The organism is Psychrobacter sp. DAB_AL43B, from assembly GCF_900168255.1.
In the GTDB taxonomy this organism is placed as follows: Bacteria; Pseudomonadota; Gammaproteobacteria; order Pseudomonadales; family Moraxellaceae; genus Psychrobacter.
On the sequence record NZ_LT799838.1, the window covers coordinates 220,258 to 245,272 of the forward strand.

Sequence of the window (25,015 nt, forward strand, 5' to 3'; positions counted from 1 at the left end):
AAGAAATAATAAATAGAGAATAATTATGAGCACCAAAAACGAACAACTTTTTGCCCAAGCGCGCAAACATATTCCCGGTGGCGTAAACTCGCCAGTCCGTGCTTTTGCTGGCGTCGGTGGCACACCGATTTTTATGCACCGCGCTAATGGTAGCAAGATTTATGATACCGAAGACAACGCTTATATTGATTATGTTGGCTCTTGGGGTCCGATGATTTTGGGTCATGCGCATCCAAAAGTTATTGATGCGGTCAAAAAAGCCGCTGACGATGGACTCAGCTTTGGGACGCCAACGCCATTTGAAACGACCGTTGCTGATAAAATTTGTGAAATCGTCCCAAGCGTTGAGATGATTCGCATGACCAGCTCAGGTACAGAAGCGACCATGAGTGCCATCCGTTTGGCACGCGGCTATACCGGACGTGATAAAATCGTCAAGTTCGAAGGCTGTTATCATGGGCACTCAGACAGTTTGTTGGTCAAAGCTGGCTCAGGCATGCTCGATATCGGCGAGCCAACTTCTAAAGGTGTTCCAGCAGATTTTGCCAAGCATACTATTACCCTCCGTTATAATGATCCACAAGCGATAAAAGATTGCTTTGAGAAATGGGGCGAAGAGATTGCTTGTGTTATCGTTGAGCCAATCGCTGGCAACATGAACATGGTTATTCCTACCCAAGAATTTCATGATACGTTGCGTGCAGAGTGTACGGCGAACGGGGCAGTATTGGTTTTTGATGAAGTGATGACAGGCTTTCGTGTTGGACTTGGCGGTGCACAAGCGCACTTTGGTATTGACCCTGATTTGACCTGCTTTGGTAAAATCATCGGTGCTGGCTTGCCGGTTGGTGCCTTTGGTGGTAAAAAGGATGTGATGTCTTGTATCGCGCCACTGGGTGGTGTTTATCAAGCAGGTACGTTATCCGGTAATCCACTAGCGATGCGTGCTGGTATCGCGATGTTTGAAGATTTAACGGTAGACGGCTTTTATGATGAATTAGCAGCGAAAGTAGACCAGCTCGTTGACGGTTTCCAAGCTGCTGCTGACAAACATGGCATTAACCTACGCACCAATAAATTGGGCGGTATGTTTGGCATGTTCTTTGTTAAAGACAATGAAACTGCCGCACCAAAGAATTTTGATGAAGTGACAGAGTGTGATATGGAGGTATTTAATACCTTCTTCCACGGTATGCTCGATCGTGGTATTTATCTGGCACCGTCTGCTTATGAAGCAGGCTTTATGTCTATCAAGCATAGCGATGCAGATATCGAAGCATCTATTAAAGCAGCGGATGAGATATTTACAGAAATGGCAAAGGCGTAACGAGTTTATTTAAAACTCAGACGCTTAAAAAAACCAGTACGAGAAATCATGCTGGTTTTTTTATTAAAAATAAATAATATTCTTAACTTACATGTACCTTATCGAGTTTCCTGTCTTTTAAGCTTAAATTACCGCGCAGCACATCTCCATACATCCGAAAATCGCTGGCAAAACTTTTTAATGGAAATTTAAAAGAGGCCGGTTTGTTTTTTTCAAAGAAAAAATGTCCAACCCAAGCACAGGCGTATCCTGCAGCAATACCTTTAAGCAATGGTTTTGCTGAGCGATTCTTAATAGATTTTGCGAGTCCTATTAAACCAAAGCTACTACCCGCAAAATGCAGCCGACGGCACGCCATATTTTGATGTTCATCCAAATAAAAGTCATAAAATTTCTGTTTGGCTGGGTTGTTTACTTTTACAAGCGTGCTATTACTAACTTCCTTAGCGATTGTAGTCTTGGCGGGCGATTTTTGGATGGTAGTTGGGTTCATGGTCTGGTTCATGGTTTTGGCTTCCTTGCTGGTTATTTCTCATCAGTCCGTGATGAGTCTATAAGGCAAAATAGGGATGGTTTTTTATTGCATACACCATTGTTGTTACGGGTAAGTACTTGTTCTTTATTACAATATAAGGAACTTTTAATGTAGCAAACTGCTACTGGTAAAACAAGTGCTAGGAGTGAATTGAGACTTTCTTATTTAACAACGGTTTAATCAATTCCTAACCAGTGTTTAGCTATGGTAGCCGCTTACTTGCCAGCGTTTGGCATAAGTGCTTTAATGGCAAAAATTGCGATATAATTGATTTTATTTAAGAGCAATACAGGGCTATTTATATTAATAGCTCTCTTTCATTGCGAATTTATATCAGTTTGATGTTTTTAATTCCTGAGTGTGATTACTTTTTTATCTAGTAGATGCTCTATTTTAAAAGCACGATATCTTTTAAATACTCTATTTTTTTATCTAACATGGTAACGACTTCTCTTATGCCCAAAGACTACCTAAAAAACCCACCACTCGCCGAAGATGAAATGATGGCAGCCATTGATATTGGCTCCAACAGTTTTCACCTAGCCATTGCTCGTCTCGACCATGGTGAGGTGCGAAAAGTGGTTTCTATGTCTGAAAAGGTGCAGTTAGCGGCAGGCTTGGATGAGCATAATATTTTAGGTGCTGCTGCTGAAAAGCGTGGTCTTGAATGTTTGAGCCGTTTTGTAGCTCGTTTAGACTCGGTGCCGCCTGAGCGTATTCGCATTGTCGCGACCAACGCTTTACGCCAAGCCAAAAATGCCAATGATTTTATTGATCGTGCGAATAAAATTTTACCCAAGCCCATTGAAATTATTGCGGGACGAGAAGAGGCGCGTTTGATTTATTTGGGCGTCTCGCACACCAATGCCAGTAGTGACAAGCGTTTGGTCATTGATATCGGTGGTGGTTCGACAGAATTTATCATTGGTCAAGAGTTTGATCCGCTATTGACCGAGAGCTTACAGATGGGTTGTGTCGCTTTTACCCAGAAGTATTTTGCTGACGGAATGATTACCAAAGAAGCCTTTCATAATGCAATCTCAGGTGCGCGTAAAGAAGTGCTTGCGATTAATGGTCGCTACCAAAAGGTGGGCTGGAGTAGTGTCGTTGGCTCGAGCGGTACGATTAAAGCGGTGCGTAATGTCCTTGTCTCTAAAGGCTGGGCCGATGAACAAGAACGCATCACTTATAAAGGCGTCAAAAAGTTAGAAAAATTACTGCTGAAAATTGGCAACGTCGATGATATCGATTTAGAAGGGGTCAAAGAGCACCGTAAAGCGGTATTCCCAGCAGGCGTTGCGGTGTTACGGGCAGTCATGAAGGTGCTGGGCGTTGAGACCATTACTTACTCGGATGGCGCGCTACGCGAAGGGGTCATGTATGACATGCTCGGACGCTTTGCTAGCGAAGATGTGCGTGACCGTAGCGTGCTGGCGCTGATTAAGCGCTACTCAGGTGATAAAAAGCAGGCTAAGCAAGTGGTCAAAACCAGTCGTATTCTCTTTGAACAAGTTCAAGAAAAGCTTGCGCTCAGCACCGAAGATGGTGATCTACTTAGGCGGGCCGCTTTTTTACACGAAATAGGGCTGGCGATTGCTCATAGTAGCTATCATAAACACAGCGCTTATTTGATGGAATATTCTGACATTCCAGGGTTTTCGCAAGTCGATCAAAAACGTATGGCGCAGTTGATGCTCAATCATCGGCGTAAGCTTAAAGCTGATATGTTGGAGCAGACTTGTGTGATTGGCGGCGATCAGCTGGTTTATCTCTGTCTGCTGCTACGTTTAGCGGTACTGGCGCACCACAGTCGCAGTGAGTATGAATTACCAGCATTAACGCTAAAAGTAGTCGATGAGCACCGCTGGGAAATCACGGTTGCCGATAGTAGTGAGCACTATGCTTTCTTATTATCAGATTTGTATACTGAAATTGAACAATTTGCTAAATGGGGCATTAAGCTGAGCGTCATTGAGGTTTAAATATTTATAGGGTGAAACCAATATAGGCTGAAACTCATGAGCGATTTAATCGTTATTTGGCTAAAACTAACGTAACAAAAGCTGCGTTGTCGGTAATGTTATGGCATATAAGATGTGCTATTATAGTTTTTATTGAGTTTACAACTGTACTTTCATTATCCTAAAAGCGATAACGATGCCATTATTAAACATAACTCTATTAAACATAATTATGAAAGGGAAGCGTCTATGAGTACCGTCTGGGATAGCGTTCAGCTTGCACGGCATGCCAAACGTCCATTGTTTATGGACTATGTGAATCAGCTGTTTACCGAATTTGATGAGTTGCATGGCGACCGTGCTTTTGCTGATGACAAGGCAATCCTTGGTGGACTTGCGCGCCTAAATGGTATGCCAGTGATGGTCGTTGGCCAACACCGTGGTCGCAGTACGCGCGAGCGTATCGCCCATAACTTTGGTATGGCCAATCCTGAAGGCTATCGCAAAATCATTCGTTTGGTCAAAATGGCTGAGCGTTTTAATATTCCAGTCATGACCTTTGTCGATACTCAAGGCGCCTATCCTGGTATCGGTGCGGAAGAGCGTGGACAAGCGCAGGCTATCGCCGAGAGCATCGCTGTATTTTCAAGCCTCAAAGTTCCTATCATCGTCACCATCATTGGCGAAGGCGGCTCAGGTGGGGCGTTGGCGATTGGCGTTGGTGATAAAGTAAATATGCTACAAAATAGCATTTATTCGGTCATCTCTCCTGAAGGTTGTGCTTCCATCCTATGGAAAACGGCTGAAAAAGCGCAAGATGCCAGTGAAGCTTTAAAATTAAATGCCATCAATCTATATGAAATGGGTTTGATTGATGCGGTTATCGACGAAGGCGAGGGCGCCCACATTCAGCCACAGCCCGTGATGAATGCGCTAAAAGCATTACTCGTTGAGCAATTGAATGAGCTTGAGAATTTAGATGCGCACGATCGTTGTGAGCTGCGTTATGAGAAGTTCAAATCTTTTAACTCAGAAGTGATGTTGCCTTGCTAGTGCTCCGTCATTCTTAATAGCTAGTGAGCAGCTTTTAGCACTAGAGGTTTGCGCTTAATGTTAAAATAAAAACGTGTCATTTGATGGCGCGTTTTTTTGTGTTTATTAACCTAGGTATTCGTTAATTTATAGCAGCAGCACTGTATCGTTTGAAGTGCTTTAACGATAGTAATCAAATAAATAAGGCTAATGATGAGCAGCAGCGCAATTCTTCCATATCCTATTGAGTCAATCGCTGATCTGTCGATTGATGATAATTTGGCAAAATCGTTATTAAACAGTCTAGCTGAGTATGGCGAAAATCTACACGGTCGCCGAATTTGGCTGGCCTGTAGTGGTGGGCGTGATTCATTAGCACTTGCAGCGCTGTGTGTGCAGTTATATTGGCAAGGTAAGTTGCCGTTTTTACCGCAATTATTGCATGTGAATCATGGTTTGCAAGCGGATAGTGGCGCTTGGGCAATGCATGTTGCTAATTGGGCAAAGGCTCAAAAGATACCTTGCACTATTTTGCAAGCGCAAGTAAACGGTCATGATGAGCAAGCAGCAAGACAAGCTCGCTACGATGTTATGCGTGCCCATATTAATCAAGACGATGTTTTATTGTTAGCCCATCATGCTGATGACCAAGCGGAAACGGTGTTGATGCGGCTGATTCAAGGGGCTGGCGTTAATGGTCTATCGGGTATGCAGGCGTGGCGTGTACAAACGCAGGGTGCGCATCGTATTGTTTTATGGCGACCTTGGCTTACCATACAGCGCACCAGTATTAGCGCCTATGCTCAGCGTTTAAAACTACCGTATATCGATGACCCGACCAATGATGGCGGTGATAATGTCCGTAGCGGACTGCGCCGTGACATCATGCCGATATTGGCTAAATATAATCCTAACGTTATTGATAATATTGCTCGTAGTGCGCAGTTATTAAGCGATGCGCAATTAACGGTTAATGCACAAGCAGCAGAAGATTTACAGCAGACAGAGGCGGCACCATTACAGCTGTCGTCTGCTCAGCGCGTTCTAAATATTGATAAGCTAACAGAGTTACCGCTTTATCGCCAACGCCAATTATTGCACTATTGGTTAGGTCAAGATGAACCATTACCGCCTGCTAAGCAGCTTATCGATGATGTATTAAGTTTGAGTCAACGTCATGATCATGATCATCAAACGGCGCTTTTTTGGCAAGGTCGCAAACAGTCTTATACCATTCGCCGTTATCGTGAGCAGCTTTATCGGCTCAGTAATGAATGGCTAACATGGCTTAAAATCCCGCTTGTAGAGCAAACGCAGACGTTGTCTAATACTGCCTTGTTTGAGACTAATTTAACTGGCACTAATTTGCGTGATAGTAAGCTTGTATCCATTACGGTACGTAGCAGCCAAAACTTTACTTGGCAGTTGCAGATTATGCCAAATGCGTTGGCGCAGCTATTAAACAATGATAAAGGTGAGATTGCGCTTAAGACAGTACTAAAAATAGCGCCATTAGATCGTAAGCAGCGCTTGCAAACGGCACTGGCGTCGCGCCCACAATCTGGTAAAAAGCTATATCAAACCTTGGGTATTCCATTATGGTTACGCGAGAGTTTGATAGTCGTGACTCTTATATTTAGAAATACAAAAGATGAAATACCTATAGAGTTGCCTTTATTGTTACTTTCACCTTTTGATAGCTGGGTGTTAAGCGCTGAACATTTGAGTGTTTATAGCGATAATAAAAAGCTTGCTGAAAGTATCAAAAGCAATATGATTTTTAATCAAACCCTTTAAAAATTAATATATTTATGCTGATTTAATGGCCGTACCGAAATACTTATAGTGAGCTTCAGACCGTTGTTCCAGTCATGAATTTATTAAACGGGGCTAGTAGCATTATGGTAAACTGAGTGTCATTTTACCTATCGTTATGTTAGTTTGAATACCTTTGAATTTGGTCAGTAGGAGACATCTATGTCAGTATTGGATAATAAAAAAATCAGCTTTATCGGTGGTGGAAATATGGCGCAGGCTTTGATTAGCGGGCTTGTGAGCTGCGGTATCAAGCCGAGTCTAATTACGGTTGCCGAACCTAATAGCGATGCGCGTGAGCAACTTACTGCTAAAGGATTGAATACCGTTGATCCAACGACGGATGCCAAAGCTGCTGTTATCGATGCTGATATTGTTGTGCTGGCAGTCAAGCCGCAAGTGATGAAAGCGGTGGTCAGTGATTTTGCTGATGTTTTGGACAAACAGTTAGTGATCTCGGTAGCGGCAGGGTTATCGACCGAGATTTTATCTAGCATGCTGGGCGGCTATGGCAATATCGTACGCGCGATGCCAAATACGCCTGCTATGATTCAGATGGGTGCCACTGGTCTTTATGGTACTGATGATATCTCTGCTGAGCAAAAGCAATTAGCAACTGCCGTCATGGAAGCGTCAGGGCTGGTGATGTGGGTCGATAACGAAGAGCACATGCACGCAGTAACGGCAGTTTCAGGTTCAGCCCCTGCTTATATGTTTTACTTTATCGAATCGATGGTTGATGGGGCAGTGGCCTTAGGATTGGACAAAGAGCAAGCGTCAGCGCTCGCGATGCAAACCATGCTAGGCGCGGCAAAAATGGCGATGGATAGTGATGATGCGCCCGCTGAGCTACGTCGCAAGGTTACCTCACCAAATGGTACTACCCAAGCCGCGATTGAGTCGATGCAAGCCAATGATATTGGTCGTCAAATTAGTGAGGCCATGAAAGCTTGCTACGATCGCAGCCAAGCATTAAGTGAAGAAATGAGTAAATAGTTATCTCTAAATAATAGGCAGCATTTTCATAAAATGCTGCCTATTATTGGTAATAGTAAATGCCTGATAATGACATTCGTCATCCTAAAATCCGTTAATAATGTCACATTGAGTAGCACTTCATGAACAACATGTTATTGCAAATTTTTGATTTGGTCACCACTTTCGCCATGATGTTGGTGTTTATTCGTTTTATGCTACAGTTTGCAGGGATGGACGCCAGCAATCCTATGATTGCGCCTGCTTATAAAGCGACCCATATTGTCGATGTCTTTGGACGTATTTTTCCAACCGTTGCACAAGGTCGTATCAGTATTGCCGCTATTGTGCTGATGTTTTTGATTCGCCTGATTGATATTGCAGGAAAAGCAGCATTAACGCATAAAGGTATTGGTCCTGTACCGCTGTTTTTTACCGGTACTATTAGCTTGGTTTTAGACTTTTTACGCATGTGCCGCTACTTGGTGATTGGTTCCATCATCGTCAGCTGGATTGTAGTGTTTACCAGATCTGAGCATCCTATTATTGGTATCATTATCAATTTGGCTGAGCCTATTTTGGCACCGTTTCGCCGTATTACGCCAAACTTAGGAATGATTGATTTATCACCGATGATTGCCTTTTTTGCCTTTTATCTACTTGAGATTTTTATCGGTGGTTTGGCATCAAGCTTTATGCCGATGTTGGGCTAAGCTAGCTGGGCTAATCAGCTTAAGAAAGTTTGAATAAAAAACAGGAAGTAAAAATAGGAAGTAAAAAGGCGCTCTAGCTTAAGTTAGAGCGCCTTTTTTATGTTTGTCGTTTATAGTCCATTCAATATAAAAGAGCGTCACCTTTAACTGCACTATACTGATAACAGCACTCTGCTGCTATGAATTTTTCTTCAGTGAATCAATTATATTGATTAATAGAAAAATAAATAGATTAAAAGCGAACAAAGCGATTGGGTATCAGCTGTGCTTGTGCATCATCAGGGTGCGGTGCATCAGCGGCACGCAGTGTTTGAGTAATCCAGCTATCTGCTGCTTTGACTGCATCGATAAGCGCGTCATCCATTGCCAAGCGTCCAGCAATAAAGCTTGCTAGCGAACAGCCAGAGCCATGAAACTCGCCATCTAAGCGTGGCAAGGTACTTTTATGTACCATCTCGCCTTTTATATATAAATACTGCTCAATATCACCACTATCAAAATCATGTGAGGTTTTAACTAATACGGCATGAGTACCTTGGACGCATAATTTTTGCGCACCTGTATGCAAGTCTTGCTCCGCGCTTAAGGCGCGTAGCTCATGGGTGTTTGGCGTGATTAAAGTGGCATACGGCAACAGCTTTCTAAACGCAGTGACCAAAGTTTGCTCATCGCCTAAGCTGCCACCGCTATTGGCGACCAATACTGGGTCTAGTACAAAAGGTGTGCCAGCAGCGATAACTTGCTCAGCAAATAGGTTAGTTAGCATGGCGATATTATCAGTCGTACCAAGCATGCCTGACTTGATAACGGCAACAGGCAAGTCATTGAGCACTACGGTAGCTTGATCTCTTACTAAGCTTGCGGCACACGCCTCAAAGCCAATGACCTGCTGCGAGCTTTGTACGGTAATCGCTGTACAGGCGATGGTAGCATGAGCACCTGCTTGCCCGATGGCTTCAATATCCGCTTGTAATCCAGCACCACCGGATGGATCTAACCCCGAAAAACACAACACGACTGGCCGCATAACACATCCTTTGATATCTTTATAATAAGTAGCGAATACTATAGCTATCCACTACTAAAAAATCCATAAAGTCCTATAAATTTATCATTATGAAAAAAGGATGCTTAAAAAGGCAGACAATGCTTGCAATTCGTTTGGGCTTTGCTATAATACCGCCCACGGCATAAGACGTATCATTAGCATTGATACTGTGTTTAAAGAAGTGTTTTTTATCAAAAAATATTTTGATAAGCGTTTTATATCGTTCGGTGAAGTGGGTGAGTGGCTGAAACCAGTTCCCTGCTAAGGAACCATACGTGTAAGCGTATCGAGGGTTCGAATCCCTCCTTCACCGCCATTTATTCGGTTTATTAGTAGAGTTGTAATGCAATTTAACGTTGTTGAACTGCTTTAATCTTTAAAATAAAAATATTATATTTTAATGATTAAAATGTCTTGACACTGGCAATATAATCTATATAATTACCAACCTAATTTACTACAAAGTTATTTACCGCGTAGTAAATGATGTGTAAAATACGCGCTTGTAGCTCAGTTGGATAGAGCACTTGGCTACGAACTAAGGGGTCGGGAGTTCGAATCTCTCCAAGCGCACCATTTTACATCATCACTTTTTTACTAAATCAATCGCCTGTCTTATGACACTTTGGCGGTTTTTTTATATCTGCTGTTTATGATTTTATGGTGTAAACATCAGCGCTGGATAGTATACGATAATGAGCACAATTACGGTACAATAGAGCCATTATTCACTGCTGGCTATGAGCTTGTACCATGTCAAAGAGTCTCCCTAAACGTCCCTCCAAATTTGCTGCTAAAAATAAAGCACATCATACCTCTGAGATTGAGGAGCTCGCGATTGCCAAACCAGGTACCCGTATGGCGGCTATTCTTTATGATGGCATGTTAATTTTAGCATTATTGTTCTTGGTCGGTACTGTGCTGACCGTTATTGGTACGCTATTGACCATGAATGCAGGTACAGAATCATCACAAGCCCAGTCGCTGCCAACTTGGTATCAAAACTTTATTATGACGCCGTCTCTTATACTGACGCTGGTCGGTTTTTATGGTTTGTTTTGGCGTCGTGGTGGTCAGACATTGGGTATGCAGACGTGGCGCTTAAAGACGGTCAATAGTAATGGTCAGTTGCTGAGCTGGGGGCAATCATTTAAGCGGATTTTGGCAGCCAGTATGATGCCGATTATATTTGGCATCATTGGTAGTGTTATTGGTGGCTCGCGCGCTATCTTATTAACCAGTGCATTTTTGGGCTTTGTCTTTAACTATGCGTTTTGCTTGTTTAACTCTCGCGGCCTCGCGGTGCAAGACATGTTATCTAATAGCATTACTTTAAAGATGCCAAAAACAGAAAATGATGGGCTATGGCGAGTGATTAGAAACCGCAAGCAAGGCAAATAGCCGCCATTCTAATCTATAGATTAAAAGTTTTTGCCAGTAATATCGTATAACCGATGAAAAATAGTAGCAATATAGAACCCGAAATACGCCCAAGTTGGCGTTTGCTGATAAAAGCCAATACAGAAAGCACAACCAATAACGTGGTAAGCAGCCCCATCGCCAAAACATCGCGTGACAAAATAATTGGGTCAGCTTGAATAGGGGCGATGAGCGCTGCAAGTCCTACTACTCCCAAGGTATTAAAGGTATTAGAGCCAATAATATTGCCCAATGCTATATCATGCTCACCTTTACGTGCGGCTGACAAGCTAGCAACCAATTCAGGTAATGACGTACCAACTGCAACAATCGTTAAACCAATAATCAGTTCGCTCAGCCCCCAATAGGTTGCAAGTTCGACCGCGCCCCAGACGATAGCGCGTGAGCCTAATACCAATATCGACATGCCAATTACTAAGCTTGCCAAACCGCGAGATAAACCAGCGGTTTCAGCTTTGCTATTATCTATATTGTCTCTATTTTCTGTTGTACTCTTCCCCTCACGCAAACCGACAATTATCTGAAAAGTTAATACCGCTAACAATCCTAGCAATAGCAGGACACCGTCTGTCTGACTGAGTTGCCCATCGCGCAGCTGCCATGCTGCCAGCATGGTAATGACAAGTAACAGCGGCAAGTCGCGTTTGACGATGCTACTGTGAATGATAATGGGGCTGATAAGTGCTGTGATTCCCAATACTAAGGCAATGTTCATGATATTAGAGCCATAGGCGTTCCCTAATGCCAGCTCAGGGCTGCCTTGTAGCGCTGCTAATACAGATACTACCATCTCGGGTGCTGACGTTCCCAAGCCTAAAATGACGACACCGACAAGAAAATTGGGAACGCGTAGATGGTTTGCTAGTGTGGTCGCGCCCTCAATAAAGACATCGGCACTCCAAACCAAAATAGTCAGACCAATCAATACTGCGATGACTGCCAGCCCCATCGATAATTTTCCTTATGGATTTAAACGCATCTATGGATATAAAAAAAGCTGAACCTATTTAGATTCAGCTTTTCTATTAAAATTACAGATTCAATCAGCTCGACGTTAACGGTATATACAAATAAGTCAGCTGCTGACAAATATAAAAATACTATTTATAAAAGTAAGCAAATTGAAGGCCGGTACGAATAAGGCTATTACGCCACTTGTACAGGAATAATATTCGCCGTGTCTTTAACGCTGTTGTCCTCGTTGCAATAGACCAGTTTTGGCTGATATGTTGACGCTTCAACTTCATCAAAATGCGCGTAAGCACAGATGATGACGATATCACCTAAATCAGCCATATGAGCCGCTGCACCGTTTAAGGAGATAATACCTGAGCCAGCCTCAGCGCGGATAGCGTAGGTGCGAAAGCGCTTACCATTGGTGACATTATAGATGTCGATAGATTCGTTTTCACGTAGACCGGCAAGGTCTAATAAATCACCGTCAATACCGCATGAGCCTTCGTAGTGTAGCTCAGCATGAGTAACACGGGCGCGATGTAATTTGCACTTGAGCATATTAAGTAGCATAGGTTGCTTCCTTAGTGTAACTGATATAAATGAGTCAAATCAAAGTGTTAATGGGGATTGACTTGTTAAAATAAAAGGCTGTTTTTCTTAAATAGCTATTTTATTCAGGTGTTTTAATCAAGCAACTTAAAGCCATTAATTTGCGAACGTGCCTTTTCGACATCACCTTCTAGTAATAGCGGTAGGGCTTCAAAAGCGGCCGTCAATGCGCTATCAATGGCAATTTGCTCATCTGGTGAGGCTTTCGAGAGGACATGTCCACTGACTTTAGATTTGTGACCCGGATGACCAATACCCACACGCAGACGATGAAAATCGTTGCCGATATGCGGGGTGATGTCACGCAGACCATTATGACCGCCATGACCACCGTCGGTTTTCAGTTTGATGCTACCAGCTGGAATATCAAGCTCATCATGGGCGATTAATAACTCGTCATTATCAATGCCATAAAAATTAACCATGGGCACAACCGACTGGCCCGATTTATTCATAAAGGTCAGCGGCATCAACAGACGCACATCAGAGCCATGAATTTGCCCGCGTCCTGTCACCCCGTGGAATTTTTTGTCGGGCGCGAGGGTAATATTAAACTGCTGAGCCAAATGGTGAACGAACCAAAATCCTGCATTATGGCGCGTAAACATATACTCCTGACCAGGATTACCAAGACCGACAATAAGCTTTATGGCCATAAAAATACCCTGCTTGACTATAATAAATGAGTGGTAAGGTTTGTGATGATGGTGCTATTTACTGAATAGCAGTCATTGGATTTCTCAAACCTTACTTACAAAAACAGCAGGAGATATGCATCACCTGCTATTTTTTTGACTAAACAAACCTTGTATTACATAGCAGACGATAGGTCGCTATATAGAGGTTGTTTATTATTTGCCGTCTTTATCTTCAGCTGCACTATCACTTTGTGCAGTAGCAGGTACTTCAGCTGCATCAACTTCAGTGTCTTCGTCAACTTCTTCAACCGTTGGAGCTTGCATGTTAACGATCGTACGGTCGTGTGCATCTTCCATATCAAGATCAAAGATGATAACGCCTTCAGGTAGTTTGATGTCTGATAGACGGAAAAGATCACCAATTTCCATACCAGATACATCTATTTCTAGATATTCAGGTAGCTGTGATGGTAGGCAAACGATTTCGATCTCAGTTACTAGCGTTGATAGAATACCACTAGCTTTCGTACCAGGCGCTTCTTCACGACCAGTGAAATGTACAGGAATGTTCATGTTGATTTTCTGACCTTTCACAATGCGCTGGAAGTCAGCATGCATTGGGAAACCTTTAGCAGGATGGCGTTGTAGATCTTTGATAACAACTTGATGCTCATCGCCTTTATCGGTCGTGATGGTCAAAATTTGTGAAAAGAAGGCTTCATATTCAAGTGACTTTACTAGCTCGTTGATTTTGATTGAGATAGCCGTTGGTTCTTCACCGCCACCATAAATGATAGCAGGAACTAGGTTCTGCTTACGTAGGCGGCGGCTCGCACCTTTACCTTGTTGTTCAGCAGAGCGGTCAACCGCGTTGATTGCAAAATGATCAATAGCCATGGATATAATCCTATAGAGAGTATGTGAAGTATCTACCAGCAATAATAGACTTGCGACCAGCCTACCACTGGATAATCAATACTTTAGAAAGTATAAATCATGTCGCTAAGTATAAAAACACCTAAAATAATAGAGGTTAGCTAATGATGAATACAGGCGCGCATTATACGTGATTCTTTAACAATAATAAAGACCTACGTAAAATGGTCATACAAAACGACCGTGCAAAAAAGCCAAGCAAAACGCTTATATAAATGATAGCGTAAAATCATTAAGTAAAACTATTGAACAAAAAAAGCGCCAAGTAATGAAACTTGACGCTTTTTTTAATCGACCATAAAGCTTAAGCGTCAAACATCGCGCTGATAGATTCTTCGTTATTGATACGGCGTAAGCTTTCAGCCAACATTGGCGCGATGCTTACTTGACGAATTTTGCTACAAGCTTTGGCAGCGTCAGATAATGGAATCGTGTCAGTGACGACAATCTCATCCAATGCCGACTCACTAATGTTTTGCAGCGCATTACCAGACAACACAGGGTGAGTGATATAAGCCACTACGCGGCGTGCACCATTTGCTTTGAGTGCTTCGGCAGCTTTACATAGCGTCCCTGCGGTATCGACCATGTCATCAACAATCACGCAATCACGGTCACGGACATCACCGATGATATGCATGACTTGTGATTCATTGGCACGGGCACGACGTTTATCAATAATCGCCATGTCGGTATCGCCTAACTGCTTAGCCATCGCGCGCGCACGTACGACGCCGCCGACGTCAGGAGAGACGACCATGATGTTGTCATAATCTTGTTTTTGTAGGTCGTTGAGTAATACCGGGGTGCCGTAGATGTTATCTACTGGGATATCAAAGAAGCCTTGAATCTGATCTGAGTGTAAATCAACGGTCATCACGCGATCGATACTGACGATGTTTAACATATCAGCGACGACTTTAGCTGAGATAGGTACACGAGCTGAGCGTGGACGACGGTCTTGACGCGCATAGCCAAAATAAGGCATGACAGCTGTGATACGACCAGCACTAGAGCGACGCAAAGCGTCAGCCATCATCATGATTTCCATCAAATTGTCGTTGGTCGGTGCACAAGTAGGCTGCATGATAAACACGTCTTTACCGCGTACGTGTTCTTTGATTTCCACGGCAATTTCGCCATCAGAAAAACGCGTGATGTCAGCTTTACCAAGAGGTATATGAAGATGATCGGCTACGGTTTTTGCTAATTCAGGGTGGGCATTACCCGTAAAAATCGCCAAATAAGGCATGACAGAAGTCCTATTGATTGACTCAAGCAGCGACCGCTAAGCAGTGTCAAACTGCTCAAATTCAGAAAAGAGTATGGAAAACTATTGATGACTACTATTACAGTAAAAAATGGCAGGGGTAGCTGGACTCGAACCAACGGATGTCAGGATCAAAACCTGATGCCTTACCAACTTGGCTATACCCCTGTAATGTCTAGGCTGTGTACGTCGATATCTAATCGTAACTTTACTAACAGTCATTCTTAGAATAGCGTCACGACCTGTTCGTTATCTGATAAACGGATAAACCGTCTAAAACATAACTTTTCCCTAACGGTGTTCATTGCGAACTATACCGAAACTGGGATAACATTGTCAATGTCAATACGATAAGCGGCTATCTATAAACTGCTTATAATAAGCACACATCAAACGCTTTGAGCTTAAAAATGGCAGGGGTAGCTGGACTCGAACCAACGGATGTCAGGATCAAAACCTGATGCCTTACCAACTTGGCTATACCCCTATTGAGGCGACCTATTATAAATAAATATTCAGCTTTTGCAAGTCATTTACGGCTTTTAATGGCTTTTATTCGAAACTAATTGAATTAGCGCGAATTGAATAACTACTATTATAGTGAATAGATATTTTTTATTAAGTTTTTGAATCGCAAATTGAAGCTATACGAGGTTGATTTAGACTAGAGGATTCACCACTCTACCACTCATAAACACCGCGGGTTCTGTCAAACAAGCTGTATTCTCTGGGTCTTCAACAACAATATCACCTTTTCGTAAATAGTAATGACCTATACGTTCTTGAATTCTACCACTCGTAACAACTTCCTCACCGAGTTTAACTTTTGTTTCATTTAGAGAAATGACTTGTTCATTCTCAAAAAGAACGACTCTATCTGGATAAAAAATAGGACTAAGATACTCATTGTTATTTTTGACAAAGTATAAGCAGTTATTTTTAATAACATACTTGCCTTTTAAAACAAAATTGATCTCGCGCATTGAAAGAGTAGTTGCATAAGTGAATAGTTCAGCAGGTGAGCTGGCTTTAGAGTCTTGCTGAGAAATGGCCATCTTTTGAGAATCATCTTTCGCTTTTATCTCTAGTTTCTGTGGCAAAACTATATTATCAGACAAGCGATTATAATTAGATTCATCATGAGATTTGGATAGTGATGTACACCCAGTCAAACTTGATGACAGGTAAACAAAAAACGTGGCTGCTATTACACTCTTATTGAGATGTGAATGGTTCATAGTAATACCAACTGATTTTAGAGTTTAAGTAGGGTGCGCTCAGCGCACAGAAAGGGTACGTACCTCTTAAGTATGACCCTACAAATTTCCCACTACATACCCTGCACAAGGCGCATCTGTAATCCACTTTGCTAAAAGTGCCTTATCATTAACCACACTCACATCCAATGGCAAAAATACTGCGCTACCCGAGCCAGTCATACGTGCTGTGCCCAATGCTATTTTTTCTAAACTTTGCAAATAACATAATGCTTCTGCGACAGCAGGGGCAAGGCTAGTAACCACAGGCGTAAACACATTTTGGTAAGGCGTTTTTAAATATTGCACATAATCATTGGACTGATTTTTAATGGTTTCAATCGATAGCGGGGCGATATCTCGCTGCAGTTGCGTATGTGCAAAAAGCTTAGCAGTATTCACATGTGCGTTAGGCGTTAAAATTAAATACTGTTGGTCTGGTAAATCAATGGCTGTCAGCTCCTCACCAATACCCATCGCAATCGCATCTTGCCCAAAGATAAAGATTGGCACGTCCGCGCCTACTTTAGTACCGATTTTTATTAGTTCATTTTGAGTAAAATTAAGCTGCCAAATCTCATTCAACGTCATCAAAGTCGTCGCGGCATTAGATGAGCCACCGCCCAAGCCTGCGCCCATTGGCAAATGCTTATCTAAAGTCACTTGTACTGACGGCAGTTGCTCAGGCAGCTTATTTGAGTTTATAGCAGCTATCAGTAGGGCACGAGCCGCTTTAAAAATTAAATTGTCCTCTATGCTGCCAGTTATAGCTTCTGCACCATCTAACGTTAGTAGCTGACCACACAGGCTATTAACGTTGGCTGCACTATTACCTGTTACGCTATCAATAGTGATTATTACTTTATCTGCGACCGAAAAATGCAGATAGTCACCCCAATTAAGCAGACGAAAGACGGTTTGCAAATCATGATAGCCATCGGCACGTTTACCAGTGATATGCAAAAATAGATTAATTTTTGCCGGTGATAAGCGGCTGATAACTGATGCGGTAGCAGCGTTTTTAGTCATAAATGATCGTCACAATTCTCAAGCGAAATTCTCAAATAGCAGTTTTTGTATAGCACTCAAACCTACGTGACGCTATTACTTTTGATGGTCAATCGTCATGACGACTTTATTGCCTTGCGACTGAACGGCGCTGATTTTGTTCGGTAGCTTATCTGTGCCTTTATAACTAAAGCTCGCTTGCCACTCACCATTGACCGAACTGATTAAACGGTTTTGTGCGTCAAGTTGCGGCGCGCTATCTGAAGGTGCTGGGCGACCAGATACCCAATAAGGCATTTGTGAGATAGGCGCTTGCCAGCCGGTGGCTTTTTTCAGTAGCGTTTCAGGGTCATCCGCGGTCAACGTACCAGTTTTTTCGCTAACCAAAGTCGCTGATTGACCGTTGTATTCGATGTTGGTTTTACCAATACCTAGCGCGCCGATAAGCTCAATGGCAAAGCGATCGTTTTGTTGGCCCCACGCATAAAACGCACTACCGCCTTGGGTGCCGGTTGTGTCATTGCCAGGTGTTGTGACGCCAATTTTACCAGTGATATTAAAGCTCTCAAGCTTTTTGGGTTGCTCAGCGTTTTGACCTTGTACGGTGGTAGTAGGCTGGTTGGTCGCATTGGCGGTTTTCATTGATTGGCAGCCAGACGTGATTAGCATCGCTGCCGTCATAGCGGTGAATAGAGCTAACTTATTATGCTTCTTATTATATGAAGGGGTTAGTACTGACATGATATTTCCTCAAAAATGGACAAATTTGCAAAATTATTGTTTAGAAAATAGGTTAGCTTAAATCTTATTTGTTACTCGGTTATGCGTGGCTGTTAGCTTCTTATAAGTGGCTTGTAATTATAGGCTTCAATAAATAGCGCTTTGCTGAGATGGTTTTTCCTCGCTTGCTGGGCGCTCCACACTCCAAAGGCTTCGAAAAAATTATCCCCGCAGCGATGCATCTCTTTTAAAATCACTCGATTACACTGCAAAACTAGATAGCTTATCCAATATGTCCATTAGGGCGTGTTGAACATTCATAATTTCAACCAGAGATAAGCACAAGCAAGCGCCACCGTATTCTCATAACTTTGCTTGAGCTTATCAAATCTTGTGGCAACTGCTCTATAGTTTTTTAGTTTAGCGAAAGCGTTTTCTACTAAGTGGCGGACTTTGTACAAGTCCCAATCCATATGGTCGTTAGAGGACTTCGTGTTTCGTTTTCGAGGGATGTTATCACGCGTCCCTGCTTGTTTAATATGCGCCCGCAGTGCCTCAGAATCATAACCCTTATCGGCGCATACGGTCACTGTTGCGCTCAAATCTATGTTATCAATTAAGTCTGGTGCTATCTTCACATCATGAGTGGTGCCATCTGATAAGATAAAAGTGATTGGGTTACCATGAGCATCAACCGCTAAATGGATCTTAGTGGCACGTCCTGCCACACTTTTGCTAATACCTTGCAGGTTCTCATTACCACCACTGCTATGCTGATGCGCTTTAATATGAGTACCATCGATAAATACCCATTCGAGGTCTGAATCTTTGATTAATAAAGCGAACAACGCAATCAACTTATTACTGCGAAACCAGCGTTGATAAGCTTTGTAGATGGTATTAGGCTTACCAAAATTCTCGGGTAAGTCACGCCAAGGGCAACCAACGCGCATTCGATAAAGTATACCTTCAACTGTTTGTCTTAGATTTCCTTTGTCATAAATATTCAGTTCTAGTAAGATAGGTCTTAGTCTAGTCCAGTGTTCATCTTTGAGCATGGTACGAGGCATAGCGAACGTGATCTTTTGGTGTGAGAACTTAAAGATTAGACGTTCGTTATGTAGTGGTCAACTAATTTAGGACACCTGATAAGAGGTTTTTATTAAAGTATCGTTTCTCTTTTTCTAGCGGTGTTAAATAATCGTTGAAAGTATGCGGTCTCACGGTTTGATAATAGCCCCAGATATAATTACTGATGGCGATCTTAGCTTCAGTAATATTCTCATAACCGCCCTTTGGCATCCATTCAGTCTTAAAACTTCTAAAGAAGCGTTCAGTAGGCGCGTTGTCCCAACAATTACCACGACGACTCATACTCTGTGTCATACCTTCACAACTCGCCACGGATTCAGCAAACTTCTTACTGGTGTAATGGGTTCCCTGATCAGAGTGAAACAGCACTCCAATTGGCTGTAAGCGCGTCTGATATGCCATCTGCAGCGCTTTGGTTGTCAGCATACTGTCAGGCGAATCTGACACGGCAAAGCCAACAATACGACGGGCATATAAATCTAAAACAACAGCTAAATAGCACCAGCCGCCTTTGATACGAATATATGTGACATCGCCCGTCCAGACTTGATTGGGTGCTGTTTGACTGAAATTTCTATTTAAGATATTGTGATGCGTTTTATGCGCCTCGTCAGCGTGCTTGTATTTATGCATCTTTAACTGACAGCTTTTAAGCCCCATCTGCGCCATGAATTTACCTGCTATATAGCGGGTCAGCTTGATGCCGTGTTCATTCATTAGTATGGCGGCAATGCTGCGAGCGCCTGCTGATTGCTTTGAGTCGTTAAATATTTGACGAATTAATGCCTTGTGCTTGACGGTTTCAAGACTGATGGGCTTGGGCTGCATGCCATAGTAGTAATTGCTTTTCATCACGCCAAACAGCTTGAACAAAAGGCTTTTACTCACCTGTTTATCTTGCTCTGCCAGATTTCTTATCAACGATAGCCGTTCAGACTGTCCAATGCCAGCAGAGCAGAAGCCTTTTTTAGAATGTCACGCTCCATAGTCAGCCGCTTAACTTGTTTGCGCAATTCTTGAAGTTCTCGCTGTTCATCCGTTAAAGCGTTGCCGACTTTAGGTGCTTGGCCACTCATTTCTTGACGGTATTGACTCAGCCATTTCTGCAAGGTGGATTTACCTATCCCTAAGGAATCGGCCACATCAGGTATGGTGCGGTTGTGATCAACAACTAAGCTGATGGCTTCTAATTTAAATTCTCGGGTATATTGATTGCGTTTGTTGGTCATACTATTTTCCTCTTTGGGTTAGTATAAACCTCTTACGTGCTGTCCTAATTTATTATGCCACTACAGTTATTTTTTTTGCCAACACTTTATCGCCAATGTTCAACACGCCCTAGTATAATTGTATACGGTCATTGATATTGTGCTGTCCAAATGAGAAGCGCTGCTGCAAGTCGGCCAGTAATCTCTCGACTTTTTCATCATCACCTAAGCCTTGATAAGCGCGTAGGAGTAAAGTTCCTGAGCGCAGGGTGGGAAGTACCTCATAAGGTGTTTGTAGGTAGTCGATGACTTGTTGGTACTTTTCATTGGCTAAGGCATTGCCTGCCAGCACATTGAGCGCTTGTAGATGCAGCTCATTGTCGTAACGTGGGTCATCGTAGCGAATCTGTATAATAGCGGTTGCCAGCGCCAAACCTTGCTCAGAGCCACGCTCATTGACGAGCAGTAGCTGTGCATAACTAAGCTGATAGGACGGGTTGGTAGGGTCGAGCATTTGCAAATGATTGAGTAAGGTGCGCTTAACGATATAGTCATCCTTATCATCAAGAAGCTGGGCGCGGGCGAATAGCAACATCTCATTATCAGGGTACTTACGAGCTGCCCGAGTTAATAGACGTAATGCTTCTTCAGGCTCATTTTGCTGCCATAAAATATCGGCTTGTAGCACAATGCTATCAGGTGCGAATACGGTAAAATCTTTACGCAGTTTTTCTAAAGTGGCGATTGCGGCATCGACATCGTCATTGAGTAAGTCAAACGCCACTACTTTTCTACGAGCTTCTAGTACCAAGTCTTCTTGCATGACGGCATTGAGATAGTATTTGGCTTGCTCAAAGCGCTGCTGGCGCTCGGCACTAATACCAAGATAGTAGTAGGCTTGATCAAGGTAAGCAGAATTTTTGGCCAACATATTAAGTAGCTGGTCGGCACTGTCATACTTTTCAATATCCAAACTGACTAGTGCAGCTAACAAGGTAATCTCAGCATCATCAGCGAAACGCTCGTGGGCGTCTAGTAAGCGTTGCCATGCCTGCTCGCTTTGTTGTAAGTCAAGTAAATAGCGAATCTCGTATAGGTATAAGTTTTTACTGTCAGGATTACGTAGACGTGCTTGGCTGACATACTTAATGACTACCTCCGCCGGTTCGATTTTGCGCAAGATATCGGCTTTTAAGGTAATAAAAGGTACATAGTCCGGTTGGTGCTCAAGCGCCCGATTGATATGCACGAGGGCAATCTCAGGCTCATTAAACTGGTAGAGCAAACCGGCTTTTAATACTGATAGCGAGGCGTTTTGTTCACTGGCGATAGGCTGTAAGGCTGCGAGTAATTCGCGCCTGTCTTCATCGGAGTTTGGATAAATCCCGATAAGAATTTCACTGAGGTCGGCGCGAGGATCATAACTTAAGATACGATTTAGGGTTTCACCCGCCAACTCATAATCGTGCGCCCGCAGTGCTAAATGAGCGACATAAAGCCAAGCGGGCACGTGATCTGGGTTTTGGTCTTGCCATGTTTTGGCAAATTGTAATGAATCTTCAACGTTTTCATGACGTAACGATAAGCTTAGTGCCCGTTCAAACACCGCTGTCGCGTCTTGTTTAAAAGACTGCTGTTTATAGATAGTAAGCGCTCTTTCGGTATCATCGCGATCTGCTGCAAACTCTGCATCTAAAAGCGCATATAAGCTTGGTTCGCTAAAATCAGCTGGCGCTTCGCTGGGTGGCAAACGATTTACATCTGTCACACTTTCAGTTATCTGAGTTTGAGTATCAAGCGTTTTACTATTAAGCATTTTACTAGAGGCGCTATCAGTGACGGCTGTATCATTGGCGATAGCTGATGAGGTTTCGGATAATTTTATGTTTGATGATGAGCTTACATTGTTGGAATGGTTGGCATGAGCAGGTAACCCTAGGCACAAACAAATGGCCAGCGATAAAGCTAGCTTATAACGTTGGCATAGACGCTCAATAACGGCGTGCAGTAAAGCTCGGAGGCTGGATTGAGCGTTATGCATAGGTTGCTGTCTAAATAATGACCCAAAAAAAACCATAGCTAGCAGTGTCTACCTATTATTTACCCATGAAATTATCTGCATCATAAAAAGGCGATTTAATTACAATCGCTTTAAAATCAGATGTCTGTGACGAATATTTATATCGAACATTATAAGAGTAGATTGAGGATATAAACAAGAGCGCCCGTGTTACTTAAATATTAGCAATCGAGGAGGTTTTTTACCAGTAAATCGCTATTTCGGGTGGGTCTATTTTGTTTTAAGTTGACTATATAAACAACATAAGTAACCATCTCAATTTTGAGCTGATGCTAGCAGTTGATTCAATTTAAAAAGAATATAGTGCTGCTGGGATAAATTCTGCGAAGCCTCTGGAGTGCGAAGCGCACAGCAAGCGAGGAAAATTTATCCCAGCATAACGCTATTTTTAACGTACCTCTTTTATATTGAACTGATGCTAGCAGTTGATTTGTCACTGGTGCGCCCAAATACAGACAAATAGCTGCCTTGTATAGGCGAGTGTTAAATAAAGCTGGCAATAATGATATAATGAGCGCTTTTTAGCATGTTACTGTGAAGAATTTCTGTTAAAGGCTATTTTTCAAAGACATTTATCAAGAGCTGTCTTTTAAAAATGGTGTCTTACAAAGCTAAAAACGATGTCTCCAAAAAACGATGTTTTCAAAGCTGCTTTTTAATATTTTAAAAAAGCGCTGAGAGCGTTTGGCTGGCAGGTAAACGTTATATTTATGGTCTATCAATAATGAGATTAGTGGTCATCGGGGTCAATCATAAAACCGCACCAGTCGCTCTACGAGAGCGCTTGGCACTTGTGGGTGAGGATGTGAATATCGCGCTCAAGCAGCTACAAGGCTTTACTGACGGTAGCGTGATTGTCTCCACCTGTAACCGTACTGAGATTTATGCGCTAGTACCACAAAACTTAGTACCAGAAAACGCTGTAGCACAAAACTCAATCCTACAAGACTCAGCCTCACAAGTTACAGAGAGTACTACGGAGGTTGGTTCAGAAAATACACTGAGCAGCAACGCCAATCTTTCTTCTGCTACCATCAGCGCTCATATCTTAAAAATAAAAACGTGGCTTGCTGACTTTAAGCAGTTGCCACTGAGCGAGATTGACTCTTATTTGTATGTCCATCGTGATACTCACGCCTTAACCCATTGGCTTAGAGTCGCTGCAGGGCTTGACTCTATGATACTGGGTGAGCCGCAGATACTTGGTCAAATCAAGCGTTCTGTACATCTTGCGCACGATCAAAAAGCACTTAGTAATCAGCTTGGATGGATTGTCGATCAAGTGTATGCCGCTGCTAAGCGTGTGCGTAATGAGACCCAAGTCGGTGCACAAGCGGTATCGCTCAGCTATGCCGCTGCTAAACTGGTGACGCAAATATTTGACGATTTGCCCAGTCGGACTTTATTGGTGGTTGCTGCCGGTGAGATGAATCGCTTGGTGGCGACTCATATCGCTGGGCTTGGGGTAGGGCGTGTTATTATTTGTAACCGTAATCCTGAGCGTGCAGAAGCCTTAGCGGCTGAGCTACGTAATCCTAACCGCCGCGTGGATGTGAGGCCTCTGCAAGAGCTACCGCAATTACTGGCAGAAGCGGATATTGTGAGCAGCTGTAGCGGTAGTATGGATATCTTAATTGATAAAACCATGACCTTACGGGCGCTAAAAAGTCGTCGCTATCAGCCGATGTTGATGATTGATTTAGCCGTACCACGTGATATTGACTCGACGATTAGCCGGATAGATGATGTCTATCTCTATTCTGTCGATGATCTACAACACGTGATTGCGGGTAATATCGAACAACGTCGGCAAGCAGCAGTAGATGCCGAGCTATTAGTCAGCCAATTGGTCGTTGAGATGGATCGGCGTTTTCAAGTGCGCCAAGTGGGCAAAGATATTCAGCACTATCGTGCCCGTACTCAGGATCAGGTGGAAAAACTACTGCATGAGTCCATTGCTAAGCTTCAGCAGGATAATACCAGCCCTGAAGATATCATCACCGAGCTATCACGACGCCTAACGCAAACGTTGACCCATGCGCCATCGAAGCTGATGCGTAAAGCGGCTCGCGAAGGAGATAATGAATTGCTCGACTTTGTGGTATCAGGGCTACAGGACGCCCATCGTGGTCGCCGATAGTCGGCTGCTATTTATCGATAAACCTCATCGACAAACCATAAATTATACAAGTGTTATCCTAACGCAAACATGCGTTGTCAAGCTGCATTATCAGTGCTAATATCAAGCTGTTATGACTATATTAAGCGATGATGATTGATTGGTTAATCGATAATGGTTAGTGGGATATGCTGGCGGTATTCATTAAACGCGCTAGCGCCTTTATGTTATCTTAACCTCTGTTCCACTCATCAATTGTCAACGACCATTATTATC

General features: G+C 43.0%; 22 protein-coding genes and 4 tRNA genes. 10 read left to right on the forward strand and 16 right to left on the reverse strand.

What is annotated here, in order from left to right; translation table 11 throughout:
- Positions 1–25: 25 nt before the first annotated feature.
- A complete protein-coding gene (gene hemL, locus DABAL43B_RS00970; protein WP_079690667.1) occupies positions 26–1,327 on the forward strand; it encodes a glutamate-1-semialdehyde 2,1-aminomutase in 1,302 nt (433 codons plus the stop codon).
- 82 nt (positions 1,328–1,409) lie between these two features.
- On the opposite strand, the gene DABAL43B_RS00975 is transcribed toward hemL, so the two are convergent.
- Positions 1,410–1,832 (reverse strand): DUF962 domain-containing protein, encoded by a 423-nt coding sequence (locus DABAL43B_RS00975; protein WP_227516714.1) that lies wholly within the window; start codon positions 1,830–1,832, stop codon positions 1,410–1,412.
- Positions 1,833–2,317: 485 nt separating this feature from the next.
- Here DABAL43B_RS00975 and ppx point away from each other — a divergent pair, with 485 nt between their 5' ends.
- The 5 genes from ppx to DABAL43B_RS01000 all read left to right on the forward strand — a co-directional run bounded on the left by ppx (position 2,318) and on the right by DABAL43B_RS01000 (position 8,358).
- Positions 2,318–3,844: an exopolyphosphatase gene (ppx, locus tag DABAL43B_RS00980; protein WP_079690668.1), complete on the forward strand. Its 1,527-nt coding sequence runs from the start codon at positions 2,318–2,320 to the stop codon at positions 3,842–3,844.
- 228 nt (positions 3,845–4,072) lie between these two features.
- On the forward strand, positions 4,073–4,876 hold the full coding sequence (locus DABAL43B_RS00985; protein ID WP_079690669.1) for an acetyl-CoA carboxylase carboxyltransferase subunit alpha: 804 nt from the start codon (positions 4,073–4,075) through the stop codon (positions 4,874–4,876).
- Between the two features lie 192 nt (positions 4,877–5,068).
- Entirely contained in the window at positions 5,069–6,652 is a 1,584-nt protein-coding gene (gene tilS / locus DABAL43B_RS00990; RefSeq protein ID WP_079690670.1) for a tRNA lysidine(34) synthetase TilS, read from the forward strand.
- A gap of 180 nt (positions 6,653–6,832) precedes the next feature.
- Positions 6,833–7,666 (forward strand): pyrroline-5-carboxylate reductase, encoded by an 834-nt coding sequence (proC, locus tag DABAL43B_RS00995; protein ID WP_079690671.1) that lies wholly within the window; start codon positions 6,833–6,835, stop codon positions 7,664–7,666.
- Between the two features lie 122 nt (positions 7,667–7,788).
- Positions 7,789–8,358 (forward strand): YggT family protein, encoded by a 570-nt coding sequence (locus DABAL43B_RS01000; protein WP_079690672.1) that lies wholly within the window; start codon positions 7,789–7,791, stop codon positions 8,356–8,358.
- A 232-nt stretch (positions 8,359–8,590) separates the two neighbouring features.
- On the opposite strand, the gene DABAL43B_RS01005 is transcribed toward DABAL43B_RS01000, so the two are convergent.
- Positions 8,591–9,385, reverse strand: coding sequence for a hydroxymethylpyrimidine/phosphomethylpyrimidine kinase (locus DABAL43B_RS01005; protein ID WP_079690673.1), 795 nt, complete (start codon positions 9,383–9,385; stop codon positions 8,591–8,593).
- Between the two features lie 247 nt (positions 9,386–9,632).
- Between DABAL43B_RS01005 and DABAL43B_RS01015 the strand changes: the two genes are divergently transcribed.
- From DABAL43B_RS01015 to DABAL43B_RS01025, 3 genes are all read left to right on the forward strand, one after another.
- Positions 9,633–9,722 (forward strand) — tRNA-Ser (locus DABAL43B_RS01015).
- Between the two features lie 183 nt (positions 9,723–9,905).
- A tRNA-Arg gene (locus DABAL43B_RS01020) sits at positions 9,906–9,982 on the forward strand.
- 177 nt (positions 9,983–10,159) lie between these two features.
- Positions 10,160–10,807, forward strand: coding sequence for an RDD family protein (locus tag DABAL43B_RS01025; protein WP_079690675.1), 648 nt, complete (start codon positions 10,160–10,162; stop codon positions 10,805–10,807).
- A gap of 13 nt (positions 10,808–10,820) precedes the next feature.
- Here DABAL43B_RS01025 and DABAL43B_RS01030 read toward each other — a convergent pair whose 3' ends face one another.
- The 14 genes from DABAL43B_RS01030 to DABAL43B_RS01095 form a co-directional block, all read right to left on the reverse strand.
- On the reverse strand, positions 10,821–11,795 hold the full coding sequence (locus DABAL43B_RS01030) for a calcium/sodium antiporter (protein WP_079690676.1): 975 nt from the start codon (positions 11,793–11,795) through the stop codon (positions 10,821–10,823).
- A gap of 197 nt (positions 11,796–11,992) precedes the next feature.
- Positions 11,993–12,373 carry an aspartate 1-decarboxylase gene (gene panD / locus DABAL43B_RS01035; protein WP_079690677.1) on the reverse strand — a complete coding sequence of 127 codons (381 nt, stop codon included), beginning with the start codon at positions 12,371–12,373 and terminating at the stop codon, positions 11,993–11,995.
- 113 nt (positions 12,374–12,486) lie between these two features.
- The gene (pth, locus tag DABAL43B_RS01040; RefSeq protein ID WP_079690678.1) at positions 12,487–13,068 is read right to left on the reverse strand and encodes an aminoacyl-tRNA hydrolase; all 582 of its coding nucleotides are present in this window, start codon (positions 13,066–13,068) and stop codon (positions 12,487–12,489) included.
- 195 nt (positions 13,069–13,263) lie between these two features.
- A complete protein-coding gene (locus DABAL43B_RS01045; RefSeq protein ID WP_079690679.1) occupies positions 13,264–13,947 on the reverse strand; it encodes a 50S ribosomal protein L25/general stress protein Ctc in 684 nt (227 codons plus the stop codon).
- Between the two features lie 343 nt (positions 13,948–14,290).
- Positions 14,291–15,238, reverse strand: a complete 948-nt coding sequence (locus tag DABAL43B_RS01050; RefSeq protein WP_079690680.1) for a ribose-phosphate pyrophosphokinase — start codon at positions 15,236–15,238, stop codon at positions 14,291–14,293.
- Between the two features lie 110 nt (positions 15,239–15,348).
- Positions 15,349–15,424: transfer RNA gene (locus DABAL43B_RS01055), tRNA-Gln, on the reverse strand.
- A gap of 243 nt (positions 15,425–15,667) precedes the next feature.
- Positions 15,668–15,743, reverse strand: a tRNA-Gln gene (locus DABAL43B_RS01060).
- 172 nt (positions 15,744–15,915) lie between these two features.
- A complete protein-coding gene (locus tag DABAL43B_RS01065) occupies positions 15,916–16,494 on the reverse strand; it encodes a hypothetical protein (RefSeq protein WP_079690681.1) in 579 nt (192 codons plus the stop codon).
- A 78-nt stretch (positions 16,495–16,572) separates the two neighbouring features.
- Positions 16,573–17,541 (reverse strand): 4-(cytidine 5'-diphospho)-2-C-methyl-D-erythritol kinase, encoded by a 969-nt coding sequence (gene ispE, locus DABAL43B_RS01070; RefSeq protein WP_079690682.1) that lies wholly within the window; start codon positions 17,539–17,541, stop codon positions 16,573–16,575.
- Positions 17,542–17,616: 75 nt separating this feature from the next.
- Positions 17,617–18,261, reverse strand: coding sequence for a lipoprotein insertase outer membrane protein LolB (lolB, locus tag DABAL43B_RS01075; RefSeq protein ID WP_079690683.1), 645 nt, complete (start codon positions 18,259–18,261; stop codon positions 17,617–17,619).
- A gap of 296 nt (positions 18,262–18,557) precedes the next feature.
- Entirely contained in the window at positions 18,558–19,310 is a 753-nt protein-coding gene (locus DABAL43B_RS01080; protein ID WP_079690684.1) for an IS5 family transposase, read from the reverse strand.
- A 61-nt stretch (positions 19,311–19,371) separates the two neighbouring features.
- Positions 19,372–20,253, reverse strand: coding sequence for an IS3 family transposase (locus DABAL43B_RS01085; protein WP_171996307.1), 882 nt, complete (start codon positions 20,251–20,253; stop codon positions 19,372–19,374).
- Positions 20,250–20,561 carry a transposase gene (locus DABAL43B_RS01090; protein WP_079690625.1) on the reverse strand — a complete coding sequence of 104 codons (312 nt, stop codon included), beginning with the start codon at positions 20,559–20,561 and terminating at the stop codon, positions 20,250–20,252. The genes DABAL43B_RS01085 and DABAL43B_RS01090 overlap by 4 nt, the downstream gene beginning before the upstream one ends.
- A 109-nt stretch (positions 20,562–20,670) precedes the next feature.
- Positions 20,671–22,581 carry a tetratricopeptide repeat protein gene (locus DABAL43B_RS01095; protein WP_227516715.1) on the reverse strand — a complete coding sequence of 637 codons (1,911 nt, stop codon included), beginning with the start codon at positions 22,579–22,581 and terminating at the stop codon, positions 20,671–20,673.
- Between the two features lie 763 nt (positions 22,582–23,344).
- Here DABAL43B_RS01095 and hemA point away from each other — a divergent pair.
- Positions 23,345–24,760 carry a glutamyl-tRNA reductase gene (gene hemA / locus DABAL43B_RS01100; RefSeq protein ID WP_079690686.1) on the forward strand — a complete coding sequence of 472 codons (1,416 nt, stop codon included), beginning with the start codon at positions 23,345–23,347 and terminating at the stop codon, positions 24,758–24,760.
- Positions 24,761–25,015 lie beyond the last annotated feature (255 nt).

What these genes read in the sequence shown, in the direction of transcription:
- hemL (WP_079690667.1), top strand. Translation starts at nt 26, where the DNA reads ATGAGCACCAAAAACGAACAACTTTTTGCCCAAGCGCGCAAACATATT.
- DABAL43B_RS00975 (WP_227516714.1), bottom strand. Translation starts at nt 1,832, where the DNA reads ATGAACCAGACCATGAACCCAACTACCATCCAAAAATCGCCCGCCAAG.
- ppx (WP_079690668.1), top strand. Translation starts at nt 2,318, where the DNA reads ATGCCCAAAGACTACCTAAAAAACCCACCACTCGCCGAAGATGAAATG.
- DABAL43B_RS00985 (WP_079690669.1), top strand. Translation starts at nt 4,073, where the DNA reads ATGAGTACCGTCTGGGATAGCGTTCAGCTTGCACGGCATGCCAAACGT.
- tilS (WP_079690670.1), top strand. Translation starts at nt 5,069, where the DNA reads ATGAGCAGCAGCGCAATTCTTCCATATCCTATTGAGTCAATCGCTGAT.
- proC (WP_079690671.1), top strand. Translation starts at nt 6,833, where the DNA reads ATGTCAGTATTGGATAATAAAAAAATCAGCTTTATCGGTGGTGGAAAT.
- DABAL43B_RS01000 (WP_079690672.1), top strand. Translation starts at nt 7,789, where the DNA reads ATGAACAACATGTTATTGCAAATTTTTGATTTGGTCACCACTTTCGCC.
- DABAL43B_RS01005 (WP_079690673.1), bottom strand. Translation starts at nt 9,385, where the DNA reads ATGCGGCCAGTCGTGTTGTGTTTTTCGGGGTTAGATCCATCCGGTGGT.
- DABAL43B_RS01025 (WP_079690675.1), top strand. Translation starts at nt 10,160, where the DNA reads ATGTCAAAGAGTCTCCCTAAACGTCCCTCCAAATTTGCTGCTAAAAAT.
- DABAL43B_RS01030 (WP_079690676.1), bottom strand. Translation starts at nt 11,795, where the DNA reads ATGGGGCTGGCAGTCATCGCAGTATTGATTGGTCTGACTATTTTGGTT.
- panD (WP_079690677.1), bottom strand. Translation starts at nt 12,373, where the DNA reads ATGCTACTTAATATGCTCAAGTGCAAATTACATCGCGCCCGTGTTACT.
- pth (WP_079690678.1), bottom strand. Translation starts at nt 13,068, where the DNA reads ATGGCCATAAAGCTTATTGTCGGTCTTGGTAATCCTGGTCAGGAGTAT.
- DABAL43B_RS01045 (WP_079690679.1), bottom strand. Translation starts at nt 13,947, where the DNA reads ATGGCTATTGATCATTTTGCAATCAACGCGGTTGACCGCTCTGCTGAA.
- DABAL43B_RS01050 (WP_079690680.1), bottom strand. Translation starts at nt 15,238, where the DNA reads ATGCCTTATTTGGCGATTTTTACGGGTAATGCCCACCCTGAATTAGCA.
- DABAL43B_RS01065 (WP_079690681.1), bottom strand. Translation starts at nt 16,494, where the DNA reads ATGAACCATTCACATCTCAATAAGAGTGTAATAGCAGCCACGTTTTTT.
- ispE (WP_079690682.1), bottom strand. Translation starts at nt 17,541, where the DNA reads ATGACTAAAAACGCTGCTACCGCATCAGTTATCAGCCGCTTATCACCG.
- lolB (WP_079690683.1), bottom strand. Translation starts at nt 18,261, where the DNA reads ATGTCAGTACTAACCCCTTCATATAATAAGAAGCATAATAAGTTAGCT.
- DABAL43B_RS01080 (WP_079690684.1), bottom strand. Translation starts at nt 19,310, where the DNA reads ATGCCTCGTACCATGCTCAAAGATGAACACTGGACTAGACTAAGACCT.
- DABAL43B_RS01090 (WP_079690625.1), bottom strand. Translation starts at nt 20,561, where the DNA reads ATGACCAACAAACGCAATCAATATACCCGAGAATTTAAATTAGAAGCC.
- DABAL43B_RS01095 (WP_227516715.1), bottom strand. Translation starts at nt 22,581, where the DNA reads ATGCATAACGCTCAATCCAGCCTCCGAGCTTTACTGCACGCCGTTATT.
- hemA (WP_079690686.1), top strand. Translation starts at nt 23,345, where the DNA reads ATGAGATTAGTGGTCATCGGGGTCAATCATAAAACCGCACCAGTCGCT.